Annotated in this window: 13 protein-coding genes; 9 read left to right on the forward strand and 4 right to left on the reverse strand. The window is 75.0% G+C overall.

Annotated features, from left to right (window positions below; all coding sequences use genetic code 11):
• Positions 1-247: 247 nt before the first annotated feature.
• The 4 genes from EV374_RS03235 to upp form a co-directional block, all read right to left on the reverse strand.
• Entirely contained in the window at positions 248-925 is a 678-nt protein-coding gene (locus tag EV374_RS03235) for a GOLPH3/VPS74 family protein (protein WP_132231402.1), read from the reverse strand.
• Positions 926-1072: 147 nt separating this feature from the next.
• Positions 1073-2113 carry a hypothetical protein gene (locus EV374_RS03240; RefSeq protein ID WP_132231404.1) on the reverse strand — a complete coding sequence of 347 codons (1041 nt, stop codon included), beginning with the start codon at positions 2111-2113 and terminating at the stop codon, positions 1073-1075.
• 10 nt (positions 2114-2123) lie between these two features.
• On the reverse strand, positions 2124-2666 hold the full coding sequence (locus tag EV374_RS03245; protein WP_132231406.1) for a sigma-70 family RNA polymerase sigma factor: 543 nt from the start codon (positions 2664-2666) through the stop codon (positions 2124-2126).
• A gap of 184 nt (positions 2667-2850) precedes the next feature.
• Entirely contained in the window at positions 2851-3483 is a 633-nt protein-coding gene (gene upp, locus EV374_RS03250) for a uracil phosphoribosyltransferase (RefSeq protein WP_089002050.1), read from the reverse strand.
• 132 nt (positions 3484-3615) lie between these two features.
• Here upp and deoC point away from each other — a divergent pair, with 132 nt between their 5' ends.
• The 9 genes from deoC to cydC all read left to right on the forward strand — a co-directional run bounded on the left by deoC (position 3616) and on the right by cydC (position 14676).
• Positions 3616-4575, forward strand: coding sequence for a deoxyribose-phosphate aldolase (deoC, locus tag EV374_RS03255; protein ID WP_132231408.1), 960 nt, complete (start codon positions 3616-3618; stop codon positions 4573-4575).
• A 6-nt stretch (positions 4576-4581) separates the two neighbouring features.
• The gene (locus EV374_RS03260) at positions 4582-6012 is read left to right on the forward strand and encodes an aldehyde dehydrogenase family protein (protein WP_132231410.1); all 1431 of its coding nucleotides are present in this window, start codon (positions 4582-4584) and stop codon (positions 6010-6012) included.
• A complete protein-coding gene (locus EV374_RS03265) occupies positions 6005-6829 on the forward strand; it encodes an aldehyde dehydrogenase family protein (RefSeq protein ID WP_132231412.1) in 825 nt (274 codons plus the stop codon). The genes EV374_RS03260 and EV374_RS03265 overlap by 8 nt, the downstream gene beginning before the upstream one ends.
• Before the next feature lie 314 nt (positions 6830-7143).
• The gene (locus tag EV374_RS03270) at positions 7144-7602 is read left to right on the forward strand and encodes a BlaI/MecI/CopY family transcriptional regulator (RefSeq protein WP_132231414.1); all 459 of its coding nucleotides are present in this window, start codon (positions 7144-7146) and stop codon (positions 7600-7602) included.
• 10 nt (positions 7603-7612) lie between these two features.
• Positions 7613-8518, forward strand: coding sequence for a M56 family metallopeptidase (locus EV374_RS03275; RefSeq protein WP_132231416.1), 906 nt, complete (start codon positions 7613-7615; stop codon positions 8516-8518).
• 276 nt (positions 8519-8794) lie between these two features.
• Positions 8795-10045 (forward strand): cytochrome ubiquinol oxidase subunit I, encoded by a 1251-nt coding sequence (locus EV374_RS03280; protein WP_132231418.1) that lies wholly within the window; start codon positions 8795-8797, stop codon positions 10043-10045.
• A gap of 10 nt (positions 10046-10055) precedes the next feature.
• Complete coding sequence (locus EV374_RS03285; protein ID WP_132231420.1) at positions 10056-11063, forward strand: cytochrome d ubiquinol oxidase subunit II; 1008 nt, start codon at positions 10056-10058, stop codon at positions 11061-11063.
• Positions 11060-12736 carry a thiol reductant ABC exporter subunit CydD gene (gene cydD, locus EV374_RS03290; RefSeq protein ID WP_132231422.1) on the forward strand — a complete coding sequence of 559 codons (1677 nt, stop codon included), beginning with the start codon at positions 11060-11062 and terminating at the stop codon, positions 12734-12736. Before EV374_RS03285 ends, cydD begins: the two co-directional genes overlap by 4 nt.
• Complete coding sequence (gene cydC, locus EV374_RS03300; RefSeq protein ID WP_486485548.1) at positions 12733-14676, forward strand: ABC transporter domain-containing protein; 1944 nt, start codon at positions 12733-12735, stop codon at positions 14674-14676. Before cydD ends, cydC begins: the two co-directional genes overlap by 4 nt.
• Positions 14677-14768 lie beyond the last annotated feature (92 nt).

The following is a 14768-nucleotide window of genomic DNA, read 5'->3' on the forward strand; positions in this document are numbered from 1 at the left end:
GACGTCCTCCATGCCATGCTCCGCGACAAGATCCCCTACCAACCACGCCCCACCAGACCAGTCCCCGCTTGACGAAACCCATAGGGACACCCCCCCCCGGGCGAGGCCCGGTGATCAAGAAGTTTGCGTCAGGGAACGTGCCTCTCCAGGACGCAAACTTCTTGATCAACAAGGGCCGGCGACGGGGGCGCCGGTCGGGGGTGGGGGTGGGGGTGGGGGGGGTGGTGAGTCCAGGTCCGGGGTGGGGTCAGCGGCGGGGGCCCAGGGCGGCGTCCACGGCGCTGCCCAGGGCGGCCACGACGAGGCCAACGGAGGGGCGGACCACGGAGTCGTCCAGGCTGACGGTGCCGGAGAAGCCGGAGCCGCCGGCGATCTCCTCCAGCCGCTGCCGGGCCTCCCGCGCCGCGTCACCGCTCAGGCCGAGCGCCGGTTCCATCCGCAGCACCGCGACCAGGGTGGCCAGGGCCGCCGTCCGCTCGTCGGGCAGCTCGCCGCTCGCCAGCGCCTCGGCGAGCCGGCGTCGGGTGTCCGCCTCGATGGCCGGGTCCACCGTCGGGTAGCGGTGCACGTGGATGAAGCCCAGCTCGGTCTCGTCGACGTCGCGCACCACGCCCTGGGCGCACAGGTCACCGAGGATCTTGTCGCGCAGGCCGTGCCGCAGCCGCTGCACCCAGGACGAGGGGCTGTGCGGCGTGTCGGCGGCCATGCGGGCGAGGACCCCGTCGACGAGCGGCTCGCCGGTGGGCGTCGGGTCGGCCACCGTCAGGGACCCCTCGGAGTACACGATCCGCCCGGCCAGGGCCAGTTCGATCAGCACCGCGGCGGCCATCCCCAGGTCGAGGCTGATCCGCGGCATGGTCGCCTTGCCGGTCTCGTCGTCGTACGCGAGGAGAAGCAGCTCTTCGGCGAGAGCAACACCAGTCATGGCCGGACACGCTAGCGGGTGTGGGCACCCCCGCGCACCAACTCGACGTCGATGGCGCGCCGGCCGCACCCGTGCTCCGCACCGCCCCGGCACGCCGGGGCGGTCGGGCCCCGTGTCCCGACCGTCCCGGCGCGCGCCGGAAGGTGGTCAGCTCACCGTGTCGGTGCGCCGGGCGTCGAGCAGAAGCTCGTAGTGCAGCACGCGGCGCTTCGGGGCCGTCTCCAGATATTCGTGCGCGAGCAGCTCACCGGTCGCCGGGTGGAAGACCAGCAGCATCTGCGCCCGCTGCGGCTGCTGCCCGGCCGGTGGTACGAGGTCGGCGGTGACGGCCACGCCCTGGCGGCCGGCCCGGTCGACGACCCGGCCGTGCCACTCGAAGCCGGGCTTCCCGGCCAGGATGGTGAGCAGGTCGGCCCGGGTCCGCCGCGGCACCAGGTAGCTGCTGTACAGGTGGTACACCCGCATCGCCAGCTCGCCCGCCGGCTTTCCGGTGCCGAGCCAGCGCGCGAGTTCCGCCCGGTCGGCCGGCAGCCGGCCGCCCACCGGGTCCGGCGGGATCTCCCGGATCCCGCGCGGCGGCCTGCTGGCCGAGGGGTCGGCAGCCGTCGACCGTAGCCGGGTCGACCAGTACTCGCGGGACGCCTCGTCGGGGTACTCGACGCCCAGGGGCTCGACGTCCTGCCAGCGGCGACCGTCGTCCGCCGCCCACTCGCGGCGTTCGTGCACGTAGCTCATCCTGTGCCCCTCGGACGACGTCAACGTCGGGCTGCCCCAGGACTTGCCGTGCCGGTAGGCGTAGCGGCCGGCGGTACGGTCGGGCGGGGCGTCCACCAGGCGGGCGGCGAGCGCCCGCAGGTGCCGCCCGGCCGGTTCGCCCGCGACGACCTCGTAGGCCACCGGCTTGAGCACGGTGCCGGCGACCGGCTGCGCCGGCTCCGCCGGGGTGGCCGTCCCGTCCCGCAGCACCTGGGCCACCCCGGCGGAGCCGAGCACGGCCAGCGTGGCGACCGCGCCGACGAACACGGTGCGCCGGGACGCGCCCCGGCGCACCGGCCCGGCCGGGGCCGCGGTCGCGTCCTGCGCGCGGAGGATCAGGTCGTGGGCGGTGCGGGGCGACGGGGGTACGACGACGTCGCGCGCCGGGTCGGCCGGGCCCAGGAGCTCCCGGACCCGCTGCGTGGTGTGCATGCTGCTCCTCTCAGACGTGGGCGGACGCCGGGCGGGTGCCGCGGGCGGGGATGGGGGTGGTCAGCGCGGAGCGCAGTCGGCGCCGGGCCCGGAAGAGCCGCACGGCGGCGGCGGACCGGGTGCAGCCCAGGGCGACGGCGGCGTCGCCGACGCTCAGGTCCTCCCAGCCGACCAGCCGGAGGATCTCCTGGTCGGCCTCGGGGAGCGCGCGCAGCGCCCGGTGCAGGTCGAGCACCGGCGCGACGGCGTCGGGCTCGACGATCCGCGCCGGCACGTGGTCCGCCTCGGCGAGCGGGAGCAGGCTGGGTCCGCCCTGCCGGGACCGCCACCGGTTCGCCACCACGTGCCGCGCCACGGCGTAGAGCCAGGGCAGGGCGTGTTCGGGCACCTCGCCGCGCCGTCGCCAGACGACGACGAAGACGTCCTGGGCGAGTTCGGCCGCCGCGTCGGCGTCGGGCAGCCGACGCAGGCCGTATCGGACGATGTCCGGGTAGTGCGCGGCGTAGAGGCTGGTGAACCAGTCCTCGCCCCGCTCACCCACGGGTTCCACCATGGATCTCCCGACCGCAGTTCCTGACAGGGACACCAGGTATGTGTCGCGGACGGGGCGGATCGTTACCGGCGACCGGGCGCGGGATCTCCGGCCGGTGCGGGCGGCCTGCCGGCCGGAGCGGAAGAGCCCAGGATGCGAACGGCCTCCCGCAACTCGGCGGGAGGCCGTGACGTGCCGGCGCCGGCTAGAAGCGGGGCATGCCACCGAACTGGCGGTCGCCGGCGTCGCCGAGCCCCGGCACGATGAACATGCGGTCGTTCAGCCCCTCGTCGATCGAGGCGGTGACGAGGCGCAGCGGCAGGCCGGAGCGTTCCAGCCGCTCGATGCCGACGGGCGCGGCGAGCACGCAGAGCACGGTGATGTCGGTGCAGCCCCGGTCGGCCAGCAGCCGGCAGCAGTGCTCCAGCGAGCCGCCGGTGGCGAGCATCGGGTCGAGCACCAGCACCGGCAGGCCGCTCAGGTCGCGCGGCAGCGACTCCATGTAGGCGCGCGGCTCGTACGTCTCCTCGTCCCGGGCCAGGCCGACGAAGCCCATCGAGGACTCCGGCAGCAGGCCGAGCGCGGCGTCGGCCATGCCCAGGCCGGCCCGCAGCACCGGTACGAGCAGCGGCGGGTTGGCCAGCCGGGTGCCCTCGGTGCCGGTGACGGGGGTCTGCACCGGGTACTTCTCGACGGGGAAGGAGCGCGCGGCCTCGTACACCAGCATGGTGGTGAGTTCGTGCAGCGCCGCCCGGAACGAGGAGGAGTCGGTGCGCGCGTCCCGCATGGCGGTCAGCCGCGACTGGGCGAGCGGATGGTCAATGACGTGTACGTCCACGATCGCTCAACCTACCGGTCCACCCGTCCCGGCACTGCGCGTGCGGCCGGACCGGCGACCTCGCTCACCACCGTGCCGACGGCGGCACGGTGACCAAGATCACTGTCGGGCCGGGTGCGTAGACTTCGGGGCATGACGGCGACAGCGACGTCGGCCCGGTCGGAGCTCTCCGAGTTGGGACGATCCGAGACCGCTCTGCGGACCTTCCTGCACGGCCTGCCCGGCGTGGACCAGGTCGGCGCGGAGCAGCGGGCGGCACAGCTCGGCACCCGCTCCATCAAGACCACCGCCAAGGCCCAGGCCATCGACCTGGCGATCCGGATGGTCGACCTGACCACCCTCGAAGGGGCGGACACCCCGGGCAAGGTGCGGGCCCTCGCGGCCAAGGCGCTGCGCCCCGACCCGGCCGACCCGTCCTGCCCGCACGTGGGCGCGGTCTGCGTCTACCCGGCGATGGTGCCGCACGTGGCCGAGGTGCTGCGTGGTTCGGGCGTGCACCTGGCCAGCGTGGCGACCGCCTTCCCGTCGGGCCAGGCCCCGCTGGAGGTCAAGCTCGCCGACACCCGGGCCGCCGTGTCGGCCGGCGCCGACGAGATCGACATGGTGATCAACCGGGGCGCCTTCCTCGCCGGCCGTTACCAGGAGGTCTACGACGAGATCGTGGCCACCAAGGAGGCCTGCGGCGACGCGCACCTCAAGGTCATCCTGGAGACCGGCGAGCTGGCCACGTACGACAACGTGCGGCGCGCCTCCTGGTTGGCGATGCTGGCCGGCGGCGACTTCATCAAGACCTCCACCGGCAAGGTCCCGGTCGCGGCCACCCCGCCGGTGACCCTGGTGATGCTGGAGGCCGTCCGCGACTTCCGGGCCGCCACCGGCCGGCAGGTCGGCGTGAAGCCGGCCGGCGGCATCAAGACCACCAAGGACGCCATCAAGTACCTGGTGATGGTCAACGAGACCGTCGGCGCGGACTGGCTGGACCCGGACTGGTTCCGGTTCGGCGCCTCCAGCCTGCTCAACGACCTGCTCATGCAGCGCACCAAGCTGACGACCGGCACCTACTCCGGTCCCGACTACTTCACCCTGGACTGAGAGCCGATGTTCGAATACGCACCCGCCCCCGAGTCCCGCTCGGTGGTGGACCTCAAAGCCTCCTACGGGCTCTTCGTCGACGGGGAGTTCGTGGACCCCACCGACGGCGGCACGTTCAAGACGGTCAACCCGGCCTCCGAGGAGGTGCTCGCCGAGGTCGCCGAGGCCGGCGCGCAGGACGTGGACCGCGCCGTCCGCGCCGCCCGCCAGGCCTACGAGAAGGTCTGGGGCCCGATGCCGGGCCGGGACCGGGCGAAGTACCTCTTCCGGATCGCCCGGATCCTCCAGGAGCGCTCCCGCGAGCTGGCCGTGCTGGAGTCGCTCGACAACGGCAAGCCGATCAAGGAGTCCCGCGACGTCGACCTGCCCCTGGTCGCCGCGCACTTCTTCTACTACGCCGGCTGGGCCGACAAGCTGGAACACGCGGGCTTCGGCGCGAACCCGCGCCCGCTGGGCGTGGCCGCGCAGGTCATCCCGTGGAACTTCCCGCTGCTGATGCTGGCGTGGAAGATCGCCCCGGCGCTGGCCGCCGGCAACACGGTGGTGCTGAAGCCGGCCGAGACGACGCCGCTGACGGCGCTGCTCTTCGCCGAGATCTGCCAGCAGGCCGACCTGCCCGCCGGCGTGGTCAACATCGTCACGGGCGCCGGCGAGACCGGCCGGGCGCTGGTCGAGCACCAGGGCGTGGACAAGGTCGCCTTCACCGGTTCCACCGAGGTGGGGCGGGCCATCGCCCGCTCGGTCGCCGGCACGCGCAAGAAGCTCACCCTGGAGCTGGGCGGCAAGGCGGCCAACATCGTCTTCGACGACGCCCCCGTCGACCAGGCGGTCGAGGGGATCGTCAACGGGATCTTCTTCAACCAGGGGCACGTCTGCTGCGCCGGCTCCCGGCTGCTGATCCAGGAGAACGTCGCCGACCGGGTGCTGGAGTCGCTGAAGCGGCGGATGGCCCAGCTGCGCGTCGGCGACCCGCTGGACAAGAACACCGACATCGGCGCGATCAACTCGGCCGCGCAGCTCGCGCGGATCCGGGAGCTCTCCGACGCCGGGTCCGCCGAGGGCGCCGAGCGCTGGTCGCCGCCGTGCGAGCTGCCGGAGCGCGGCTTCTGGTTCGCGCCGACGATCTTCACCGGGGTCACCCAGGCGCACCGGATCGCCCGCGAGGAGATCTTCGGCCCGGTGCTGTCCGTGCTGACGTTCCGCACCCCGGCCGAGGCCGTCGAGAAGGCCAACAACACGCCGTACGGGCTGTCGGCCGGGATCTGGACCGACAAGGGCTCCCGGATCCTGTGGATGGCCGACCGGCTGCGCGCCGGCGTCGTCTGGGCCAACACGTTCAACAAGTTCGACCCCACCTCGCCCTTCGGCGGCTACAAGGAGTCGGGCTACGGTCGCGAGGGCGGCCGGCACGGGCTGGAGGGCTACCTCAATGTCTGAGCGGGTCGCGGTACGTAAGACGTACAAGCTCTTCATCGGCGGGAAGTTCCCGCGCAGCGAGTCGGGACGGTCGTATCTCGTGCAGGACGCCAACGTTTCCCTCGCCTCCCGCAAGGACGCGCGGGACGCCGTGGTCGCCGCCCGCGCCGCCGTGAAGGGCTGGGCCGGGGCGACCGCGTACAACCGGGGTCAGATCCTCTACCGGGTCGCCGAGATGCTGGAGGGCCGGCGCGAGCAGTTCGTCGCCCTCGGCGTGCCCGGCGACGAGGTCGACGCGGCCGTGGACCGCTGGGTCTGGTACGCCGGCTGGTCCGACAAGCTCCCCCAGGTCTACGGCGGCGCCAACCCGGTCGCCGGGCCGTACTTCAACCTGTCGGCGCCCGAGCCGACCGGCGTGGTGGCCGTGGTCGCCCCCGAGTCCCCGGCGCTGCTCGGCCTGGTCAGCGTGATCGCCCCGGCGATCGTCACCGGCAACACCGTGGTCGTGGCGACCTCGCCGACGCAGCCCCTGGCGGCCGTGACCCTGGCGGAGGTGCTCGCCACCTCCGACCTGCCCGGCGGCGTGGTCAACCTGCTCACCGGCCGGATCGCCGAGACCGTGCCGGCGCTGGCCGCCCACATGGACGTCAACGCCATCGACCTGACCGGGGTGGCCGACGCCGAGCTGGCGACGGAGCTGGAGGTCAAGGCGGCGCAGAACCTCAAGCGGGTGCTCCGGCCGGCCCCGGCCGACCACGACTGGTCCGCCGACCCCGGCCTCACCCGGATGACCACGCTGCTGGAGACGAAGACGGTCTGGCACCCCAAGGGGGTGTGAGGTCGCGGCCGGCCTCTGGGGTTTCGGGGGGAGCCCACCCGCTCCGGGCGGTCAGGCTTGATCCCTCCGCGGGTGGGCTCCCCCCGAAACCCTCCCCGGCCAGGTCCGCGGGAAGGGGCAGCTCTGGTGTACCGCCTCGGGAGGAGTCGGCTCTGGTGTGCTGCCCCGGGTGGGTTCAGCGGCCGGGGGTGCTGCCCCGGGTGGGTTCGGCCGGGGGTGTTGCGTCGGGTGGGGTGAGCGCTCGGGAGTTGCCTTGGTGGGGTGGTCCGGTGTGCGGGGCGGGGTGGGTCTACTACGGGGGGTAGGATTGCGGCGTGACTCGGCTTGGTGATCTCGAACGTGCGGTGATGGACGTCTTGTGGGACTCGGTCCCGGGCACGTCGGACGGGATCACCGTGCGCGAGGTGGCCGACGCGCTGGACGGCCGCGAACTGGCGTACACGACGGTGATGACCGTGCTGGACCGGCTGGCCGGCAAGGGCATGGTGCAGCGCGAGCGGGAGGGGCGGGCCTGGCGTTACCGGGCCGCCGCCAGCCGGGAGGCGTACATCGCCCAGCTCATGCTCGACGCCCTCGACCTCGGCGGCAGCCGGGACGCCGCGCTGGTGCGCTTCGCCCGATCGGTGACCGGCACCGAGGCCGAGGTGCTGCGCGCCGCCCTCGGGGCCGAGGCCGAAGGGGCCGGGCACGACGGGGGCGCGCTGACCGACCGGGTCGAGGCGCCGTCGGCCGACGGCGTGGCGCCCCGGACCGGCAAGGCAGCGGACAGGTAGGGCGGCGGTCGTGGCGTACGCCCTGCACTTCGCCGCGTCGATGCTGGCCTGCTGGCTGACCGCGCAGGTGCTGTCCCGCTCCACCTGGACGTGGCGCAGCCCCCGGGTCGCGATCGTCTGCTGGCAGGCGGTCGGGCTGGCCCTCGGGCTCTCCGCCATGGGCGTGCCGATGGCACTGGGCCTGTCCGCCTACGACCGTCCGACCGGCAGCGCGCTGATCGCCCTCGCCACCGACCTCGCCCACGGCACCCTGCCCGTCGGGCTGGGCGCGCCGCACCTGGCCGCCGTCGGGGTGGGCTTCGGCATCGGCGCGGTGCTGCTGACCACGACCGTCCGCAGCATCCACGGCACCGTACGCGCCCAGCGCCGGCACCGGGACCTGCTCGCGCTGGTCGCCCGCCGGGATCCGACGGTGCCCGGGGCGCTGGTGCTGGACCATCCGAGCGCGGCGGCGTACTGCCTGCCCGGGATGAAGCCCCGGGTGGTGGTCAGCGCGGGCACGCTCGACCTGCTGGACAGCGCCGAGTTGGCGGCCGTGCTCGCCCACGAGCGGGCGCACGCCCAGGAACGGCACGACCTGGTGCTGCTGCCGTTCACCGCGCTCAGCCGGGCGCTGCCCTGGTTCGCCTGGGTCCGCGAGGCGCACGACCGGGTCGCCCTGCTGGTCGAGATGCGGGCCGACGACAAGGCCCGCGAGGCGCACGCCGACGCCCCGCTGGCCGGTGCGCTGCGCCGGTTCGCCGCGGCCGGCAACCGGGTGACTCCGGCCGGCACGCTCGGCCTGGGCGACCGGGATCTCGACGTCCGCGTGCAGCGGCTCCTGGTCGCCGACCGGCCGCCCCGGCTGCTCGGGGCCGCCGCGCTGACCGTGGCGACCAACGTGGCCGCCCTGCCGGTCTCCCTCTTCCTGAACTGACCGGGCCCGGCCCGCCCCGCGCCGCCCGCTTCCCCCGGCGGCACCCGGGGACCGCCGGCGTGCTCCCGCGCAGGTGGAGTTACCGCCGCGTGGATCGCCGCCGGACATGCTGGGACCGGACCGCCCGCGTACGCGAAACCGCCCGGCGCCCCGCCCTCCCCCACGGCTACTACAAAACGTCGTAGCATCGTCTACGACGGGCCATAGTAGTTATGCGTAGGGAATCTACGTGTAGGCTCGCTACGACAAGTGAGCCAACCGTACGGAGAGCCGGCCATGGACACCCTGCTCCTCGCCCGCCTGCAGTTCGCCACCACCACCTCGATCCATTTCCTCTTCGTGGCGGTGACCCTCGGCCTCGTGACTCTGCTGGTCGGTCTCCAGACCGCCTGGGTGATCACCAACAAGCCGGTCTACGAACGGCTGACCCGCTACTGGGGCCAGCTCTACGTGATCAACTACGTGCTCGGCATCGCCACCGGCATCGTGATGGAGTTCCAGTTCGGGCTGAACTGGAGCGGCCTGTCGCGCTACGTCGGCAACGTCTTCGGCGCGCCGCTGGCCATCGAGACGCTCGTCGCGTTCTTCCTGGAGTCGACGTTCCTCGGCATGTGGATCTTCGGCTGGCACCGGCTGCGTCGGGGCGTCCACCTCGCCCTGCTCTGGGGCGTCGCGATCACCGCGTACGCCTCGGCGTTCTGGATCATGGTGGCGAACTCCTGGTTGCAGAACCCGGTCGGCTACGAGGTACGCGACGGGGTCGCGCATCTCACCGACTTCTCCGCGCTGCTGGACAACCCCACCTTCCGGATGGCCCTCGGGCACGTCGTCACGGCGGCGCTGCTCATCGGCGGAATGCTGATGGCGGCGGTCAGCGCGTGGCACCTGGTCCGGCGCACCACCGACTTCGCGCTGCACCGCAAGGGGCTGCGGATCGGCCTGATCACCTCGGCGGTGGCCATCTTCTTCGTGCAGGGCTTCGGCTTCGCCCAGTTCTTCGCGATCGGGGACGTGCAGCCCACCAAGTTCGGCGACGACCCCGCCGCCGCGCCGCTGATCGCCGAGTGGACCGCCCGGTTCGGGCCCGGCGACTACACGCCGCCGGCCCTCGCCGACGTCGGCCTCGGTTTCATGATCCTGATCGGTTTCACCCTCGGCCTGCTCTGGCTGATGCTCCCGCTGCTCTGGCGGGACTGGGTGATCCGGCTGCGCGTCCCGCTGTGGATCCTCCAGTTCGCCCTGCCGCTGCCGTTCGTCGCGGTCATCCTCGGCTGGATCGCCCGCGAGGTCGGCCGCCAGCCCTGGGCCGCGTACGGGCTCCTGCCCGTGGACCAGGCGGTGTCGCCGGTCAGCCCCTGGCTGATGCTCACCTCGCTGATCGGCTTCAGCCTGCTGCTCGGCGCGCTCGCCGTCACCAACTGGGTGCTGCTGGCCCGGCACGCCGCCCGGGGCGCGCACGACCCGGCCCTGGGCCGGCAACCGGACCAGCCGCCGGCCGACCCCCACCCCGAGCCCGCCTTCGCCTGAGGAGACGACCGTGGAACTCGCCTGGTACGCCCTGCTCGGGCTCTTCTTCGCCGTCTACCTGGTGCTCGGCGGCTACGACTACGGCGTCGGCCTGCTGCTGGCCCGGGGCACCGACCCCGCCCGCCGCCGCGCCGCGCTCAACGCGGTCGGCCCGTTCTTCCTCGGCAACGAGGTCTGGCTGGTGGCCGCCGTCGGCATCCTGTTCGGCGCCTTCCCCGTGCTGGAGGGGGAACTGCTCTCCGGCTTCTACCCGGCGGTGCTCGCCGCGTTGACCGGGGTGGTCCTGGTGACCGCCGGGGTGCAGCTGCGCAGCCGCCCCGACGGGCAGCGGGCCCGCGCCTTTTGGGACCGGATCGTGGTCGTCGGCAGCGTGCTCGCCGCGCTCGGCTGGGGTGCCGTGCTGGCCGGGCTGCTCCAGGGCGTACCGCTGCACGCCGACGGCCACGTCGCCGGGGTGACCCACCTCTTCACCCCGTTCGTGGCCGCCGCCGGGCTCGCCGTCGTCGCGCTGGTCGCGCTGCACGGTGCGACCTTCCTCACGCTCCGGCTGCCCGCCGCCGACGCCGCGCCGGTCGGGCGACTGGCCGCCCGGCTCGTCCCGGTGGCGCTCACCACCGTCGGCGCGGCCGCCGTCCTCGGCCTGCTCTCCGCCGACGTACGCGCCGCCGCACGGCAGCCGGTGGTGGGCGTACTGCTGCTGTCTTTGCTGGTCGCGGCGCTGCTGACGGCCCGGGCGGCGCTCGCCCGGCGGCGGCCGGGGCTGGCCTTCGCCGCCACCTGCGCGTCCCTGGCGCTGCCGGTGGCGCTGGCCGGCGCGACCATCTGGCCCTACGCGCTCGTCTCCACGGTCGACCCGGGCGCGTCACTGACCGTGGCCGACGCGGCGGCGAGCACCCCCACGCTGCGGCTGCTGAGCTGGCTGACGCTGCCGCTCCTGCCGGCCCTACTAGGCTTTCAGGCGATGTGCTGGTGGGTGTTCCGGGGACGGACCGACGGCAGGGCACCGGTGTACTGGTGAACCGCCGTCCCTTCGACCCGCGTCTGCTGCGCCGGGTCCCGGGGGCCCGGCGCGACCTCGCCGTGCTCGCGCTGCTCGGCGTGCTGGCCGCGGGGCTGGTCGTCGCGCAGGCCACGGCGCTGGCCGCGCTGCTGGCGACCGCGTTCGAAGGGCGGCTCGACCGGCCCGCGCTGGCCGGCTTCGCCGCCGCGGTGGCCGCCCGCTCGCTGTTGGTCTGGGCGCAGGGCACGGTGTCGGCGCGGGTCGCGGCGACGGTCAAGGCGGCGCTGCGGGCCGACCTGCTCGGGGCGGTCGGGCGGCACGGCCCCGGCTGGGTGGCGGGACAGCGCGCCGGGCAGCTCGCCACGCTGACCGGGCGCGGGCTGGACGCGCTCGACGCGTACTTCACCGGCTACCTGCCGCAGCTGGTGCTCAGCGTCACCGTGCCGCTCGCCGTACTGGCCCGGATCTTCCTCGCCGACTGGAGTTCGGCGCTGATCATCGCGGTCACCCTGCCGCTGATCCCGATCTTCGGCGCGCTGCTCGGCTGGCAGGCGCAGGCCGCCACCGAGCGGCAGTGGCGGCGGCTCTCCCTGCTCGGCGGGCACTTCCTCGACATGGTCGCCGGCCTGCCCACGCTGCGCGCGTTCGGCCGGGCCCGGGCGCAGACCGACGTGGTCCGCCGGATGGCCGACGGCCACCGGGTCGCGACCATGAAGACGCTGCGGATCGCGTTCCTGTCCGCCCTGGTGCTGGAGCTGGTGGCCACCCTCTCGGTGGCGCTGGTCGCCGTGCCGGTCGGCGTGCGGCTGCTCGGCGGCGGGCTGACCCTCCAGACCACGCTGCTGGTGCTGCTGCTCACCCCGGAGGCGTACCTGCCGCTGCGGGCGGCCGGCGCCCGGTTCCACGCCAGCATGGAGGGGCTCACAGCGCTGGACGAGGCGCTGACCCTGTCGGCCGCCGCGCCCGCGCCGGCGCGCGACGCGGGTGCGGCCGTTCCCGACGGCCGCGGCGAGATCCGGTTCGAGGCGGTGACCGTGGCGTACGAGCGGACCACCGCCCTGCGCGACGTCACGCTGACCATCCGGCCCGGCGAGCGCGTCGCCGTGATCGGGCCGAGCGGCGCCGGCAAGAGCACCCTGCTCGGCCTGCTGCTCGGCTTCGTCACCCCGACCGCCGGCCGGGTCACCGTGGGCGGGGTGGACCTGGCCGACGCCGACGCCGACGGCTGGCGCCGCCAGGTGGCCTGGGTGCCGCAGCGGGCCCACCTCTTCGCCGCCCCGCTGGCCGACAACATCCGGCTCGGCGCGCCGGACACCCCGGATGCCGCGCTCGCCACGGCGGTCCACGACGCCGCCCTGGACGACGTGGTCGCCGGGCTGCCCGACGGGCTCGCCACCGTCCTCGGCGAACGCGGGCACGGCCTGTCCAGCGGGCAGCGGCAGCGGGTCGCGCTGGCCCGCGCGTTCCTGCGGGACGCGCCCGTGGTGCTGCTCGACGAGCCGACGGCCCGGCTGGACACCGCCGCCGAGGCCGTCGTCCTCGACGCCACCCGCCGGCTGGTGGCCGGGCGGACGGCGCTGCTGGTGGCGCACCGGCCGGCGCTGCTCGCCGACGCGGACCGGATCCTGCGCATCGAGGACGGCCGGGTCACCGAGCTGACGCCCACGGCGGCCGGGGAGGCCACCCGATGACCGACGAGCGGCCCCCCACCGACGGCCGACCCACCCACGCGCCCGGCGCCGCCGCCGACGGCCGACTCACCCGCGCACCGGGTGGTGCCGCCGACGGCCGACTCACCCGCGCACCGGGTGGTGCCGCCGCCGACGCCCGACCCAGCGCGCGGCCCACCCGCACACCCGGCGCCGCCGCCGACGCCCGGACCGGGCCGGGGCGGGCCGGCTCCGCCGAGCGGGCCGTGCTGCGGCTGGCCCGCCCGTACCTGAACCGGCTCCTCGGCGCGGGGCTGCTCGCCGCCGCCACCGAGTTCGCCGGCCTCGCCCTGATGGCCACCGCGACCTGGCTGCTGATGAGCGCCGCCGGCCAGCCCCCGCTGGACCGCCTCACCGTGGCGATCGTGGCGGTCCGGGCGCTGGCGATCAGCCGGGGCGTGCTCCGCTACACCGAACGGCTCGCCGGGCACGACGCCGTGCTGCGGCTGATCACCGACGTCCGGGCCCGGGTCTTCGGCACCCTCGCCGCCCGCCCGACGGCCCGGCAGCGCTCCGGCGACGCGCTGAGCCGGCTCGTCTCCGACGTGGAGGCCGTCCAGGACCTGCTGCTGCGGGTGCTGGTGCCGGCCTCGGCGGCGGCGCTGGTCAGCGTGCTCGCGGTCGGCGGGGCGGCGCTGATGTCGCCGGCCGCCGCCGGGGTGCTCGCCGTCGGGCTGCTGGTCGCCGGGGTGGCGCTGCCCGCCCTGGCCACCGCGCTGACCCGGCGCGCCGCCGCCGAGCTGGCGCCGCTGCGCGGCGCCCTCGCCACCGACGCGGTCGACCTCACCCACGGCGCCGCCGACCTGGCCGCGTTCGGCGCCACCGGGCACGCGCTGGAGTCGGCCGGGGCACGGGCCCGGCGGCTGGCCCGGTTGGAGCGGCGGCTCGCCGCCACGGGCTTCGCGGTCGACGCGGCGGGGGTGCTCGTGGCCGGGCTGACCGCCGGCGCGGTGGTGCTCGCCGCGCTCGCCGACGACGTGGACGGGGTGCTCGTCGGCGTGCTGGCGGTCGGCACGCTCGCCGCCGTGGAGATCGCGCTGGCGCTGGTCGGGGCCGCCCGGCAGTGGACCCAGCTGCGGACCGGCCTGACCCGGGTCGCCGCCCTGCTGGACGCCCCGGCCGGTCCGGCCACCTCCGGCGGCGCCGAGGTCGGCCCAGGGCCATACGACGTCCGGTTCGAGGAGGTCACCGTCCGGTACCGGGAGGGCGCCCCGCCCGCCCTGGACGGGTTCAGCCTGGACCTGCCGCCCGGTCGCCGGGTCGCGGTGGTCGGGCCCAGCGGCGCGGGCAAGAGCACGCTGGCCGCCGTCCTCACCGGCGCGGTGCGCCCCGCGCACGGCCGGGTCACCCTCGACGGGCGCGGGCTGTCGGCGTACCGGGCCGAGGAACTGCCCCGCGCCGTCGGCGGACTGCTCGCCGAGGCGTACGTCTTCCACGCCTCCGTACGGGAGAACCTGCTGCTCGGGCGGCCCGCCGCCGACGAGGAGGAGCTGGCGGCGGCGACCGCGGCGGCCGGGCTGCTGGACTGGGTGCACGAGCAGCCCGACGGCTGGGACACCGTGGTCGGCGAGGAGGGCGGCCAGCTCTCCGGCGGCCAGCGGCAGCGGCTCGCGCTGGCCCGGGCGCTGCTCGCGGCGCCGGGAGTGCTGGTGCTCGACGAGCCGACCGAGGGGCTCGATCCCGCCGCCGCCGACGCGGTGCTCGCCTCCACGCTGGCGGCCACCCCGGCCGGGCACTCCGTGCTGCTGATCAGTCACCGGCTCAGCGGGCTCGCCGACCTGGACGAGATCGTGGTGCTGGACGCCGGGCGGGTGGCCCAGCGCGGCCGGCACGCCGACCTGGTCGCCGCCCCCGGCTGGTACCGGGACCAGTGGCTGATCCAGGAGGCGGCCGAACGCGGGTACCTGGCGCTGCGCCCCTGACCTCCGGCCGGCCCGACCCGCCCGTCGGCTCCGGGTCGGGCCAGGGTTTGTCCCCGACGACGTCCGGCGGCGACCCGTGACAGGGTGGGGCC

The organism is Micromonospora sp. CNZ303 (assembly GCF_004345505.1).

What these genes read in the sequence shown, in the direction of transcription:
- EV374_RS03235 (WP_132231402.1), bottom strand. Translation starts at nt 925, where the DNA reads ATGACTGGTGTTGCTCTCGCCGAAGAGCTGCTTCTCCTCGCGTACGAC.
- EV374_RS03240 (WP_132231404.1), bottom strand. Translation starts at nt 2,113, where the DNA reads ATGCACACCACGCAGCGGGTCCGGGAGCTCCTGGGCCCGGCCGACCCG.
- EV374_RS03245 (WP_132231406.1), bottom strand. Translation starts at nt 2,666, where the DNA reads ATGGTGGAACCCGTGGGTGAGCGGGGCGAGGACTGGTTCACCAGCCTC.
- deoC (WP_132231408.1), top strand. Translation starts at nt 3,616, where the DNA reads ATGACGGCGACAGCGACGTCGGCCCGGTCGGAGCTCTCCGAGTTGGGA.
- EV374_RS03260 (WP_132231410.1), top strand. Translation starts at nt 4,582, where the DNA reads ATGTTCGAATACGCACCCGCCCCCGAGTCCCGCTCGGTGGTGGACCTC.
- EV374_RS03265 (WP_132231412.1), top strand. Translation starts at nt 6,005, where the DNA reads ATGTCTGAGCGGGTCGCGGTACGTAAGACGTACAAGCTCTTCATCGGC.
- EV374_RS03280 (WP_132231418.1), top strand. Translation starts at nt 8,795, where the DNA reads ATGGACACCCTGCTCCTCGCCCGCCTGCAGTTCGCCACCACCACCTCG.
- cydC (WP_486485548.1), top strand. Translation starts at nt 12,733, where the DNA reads ATGACCGACGAGCGGCCCCCCACCGACGGCCGACCCACCCACGCGCCC.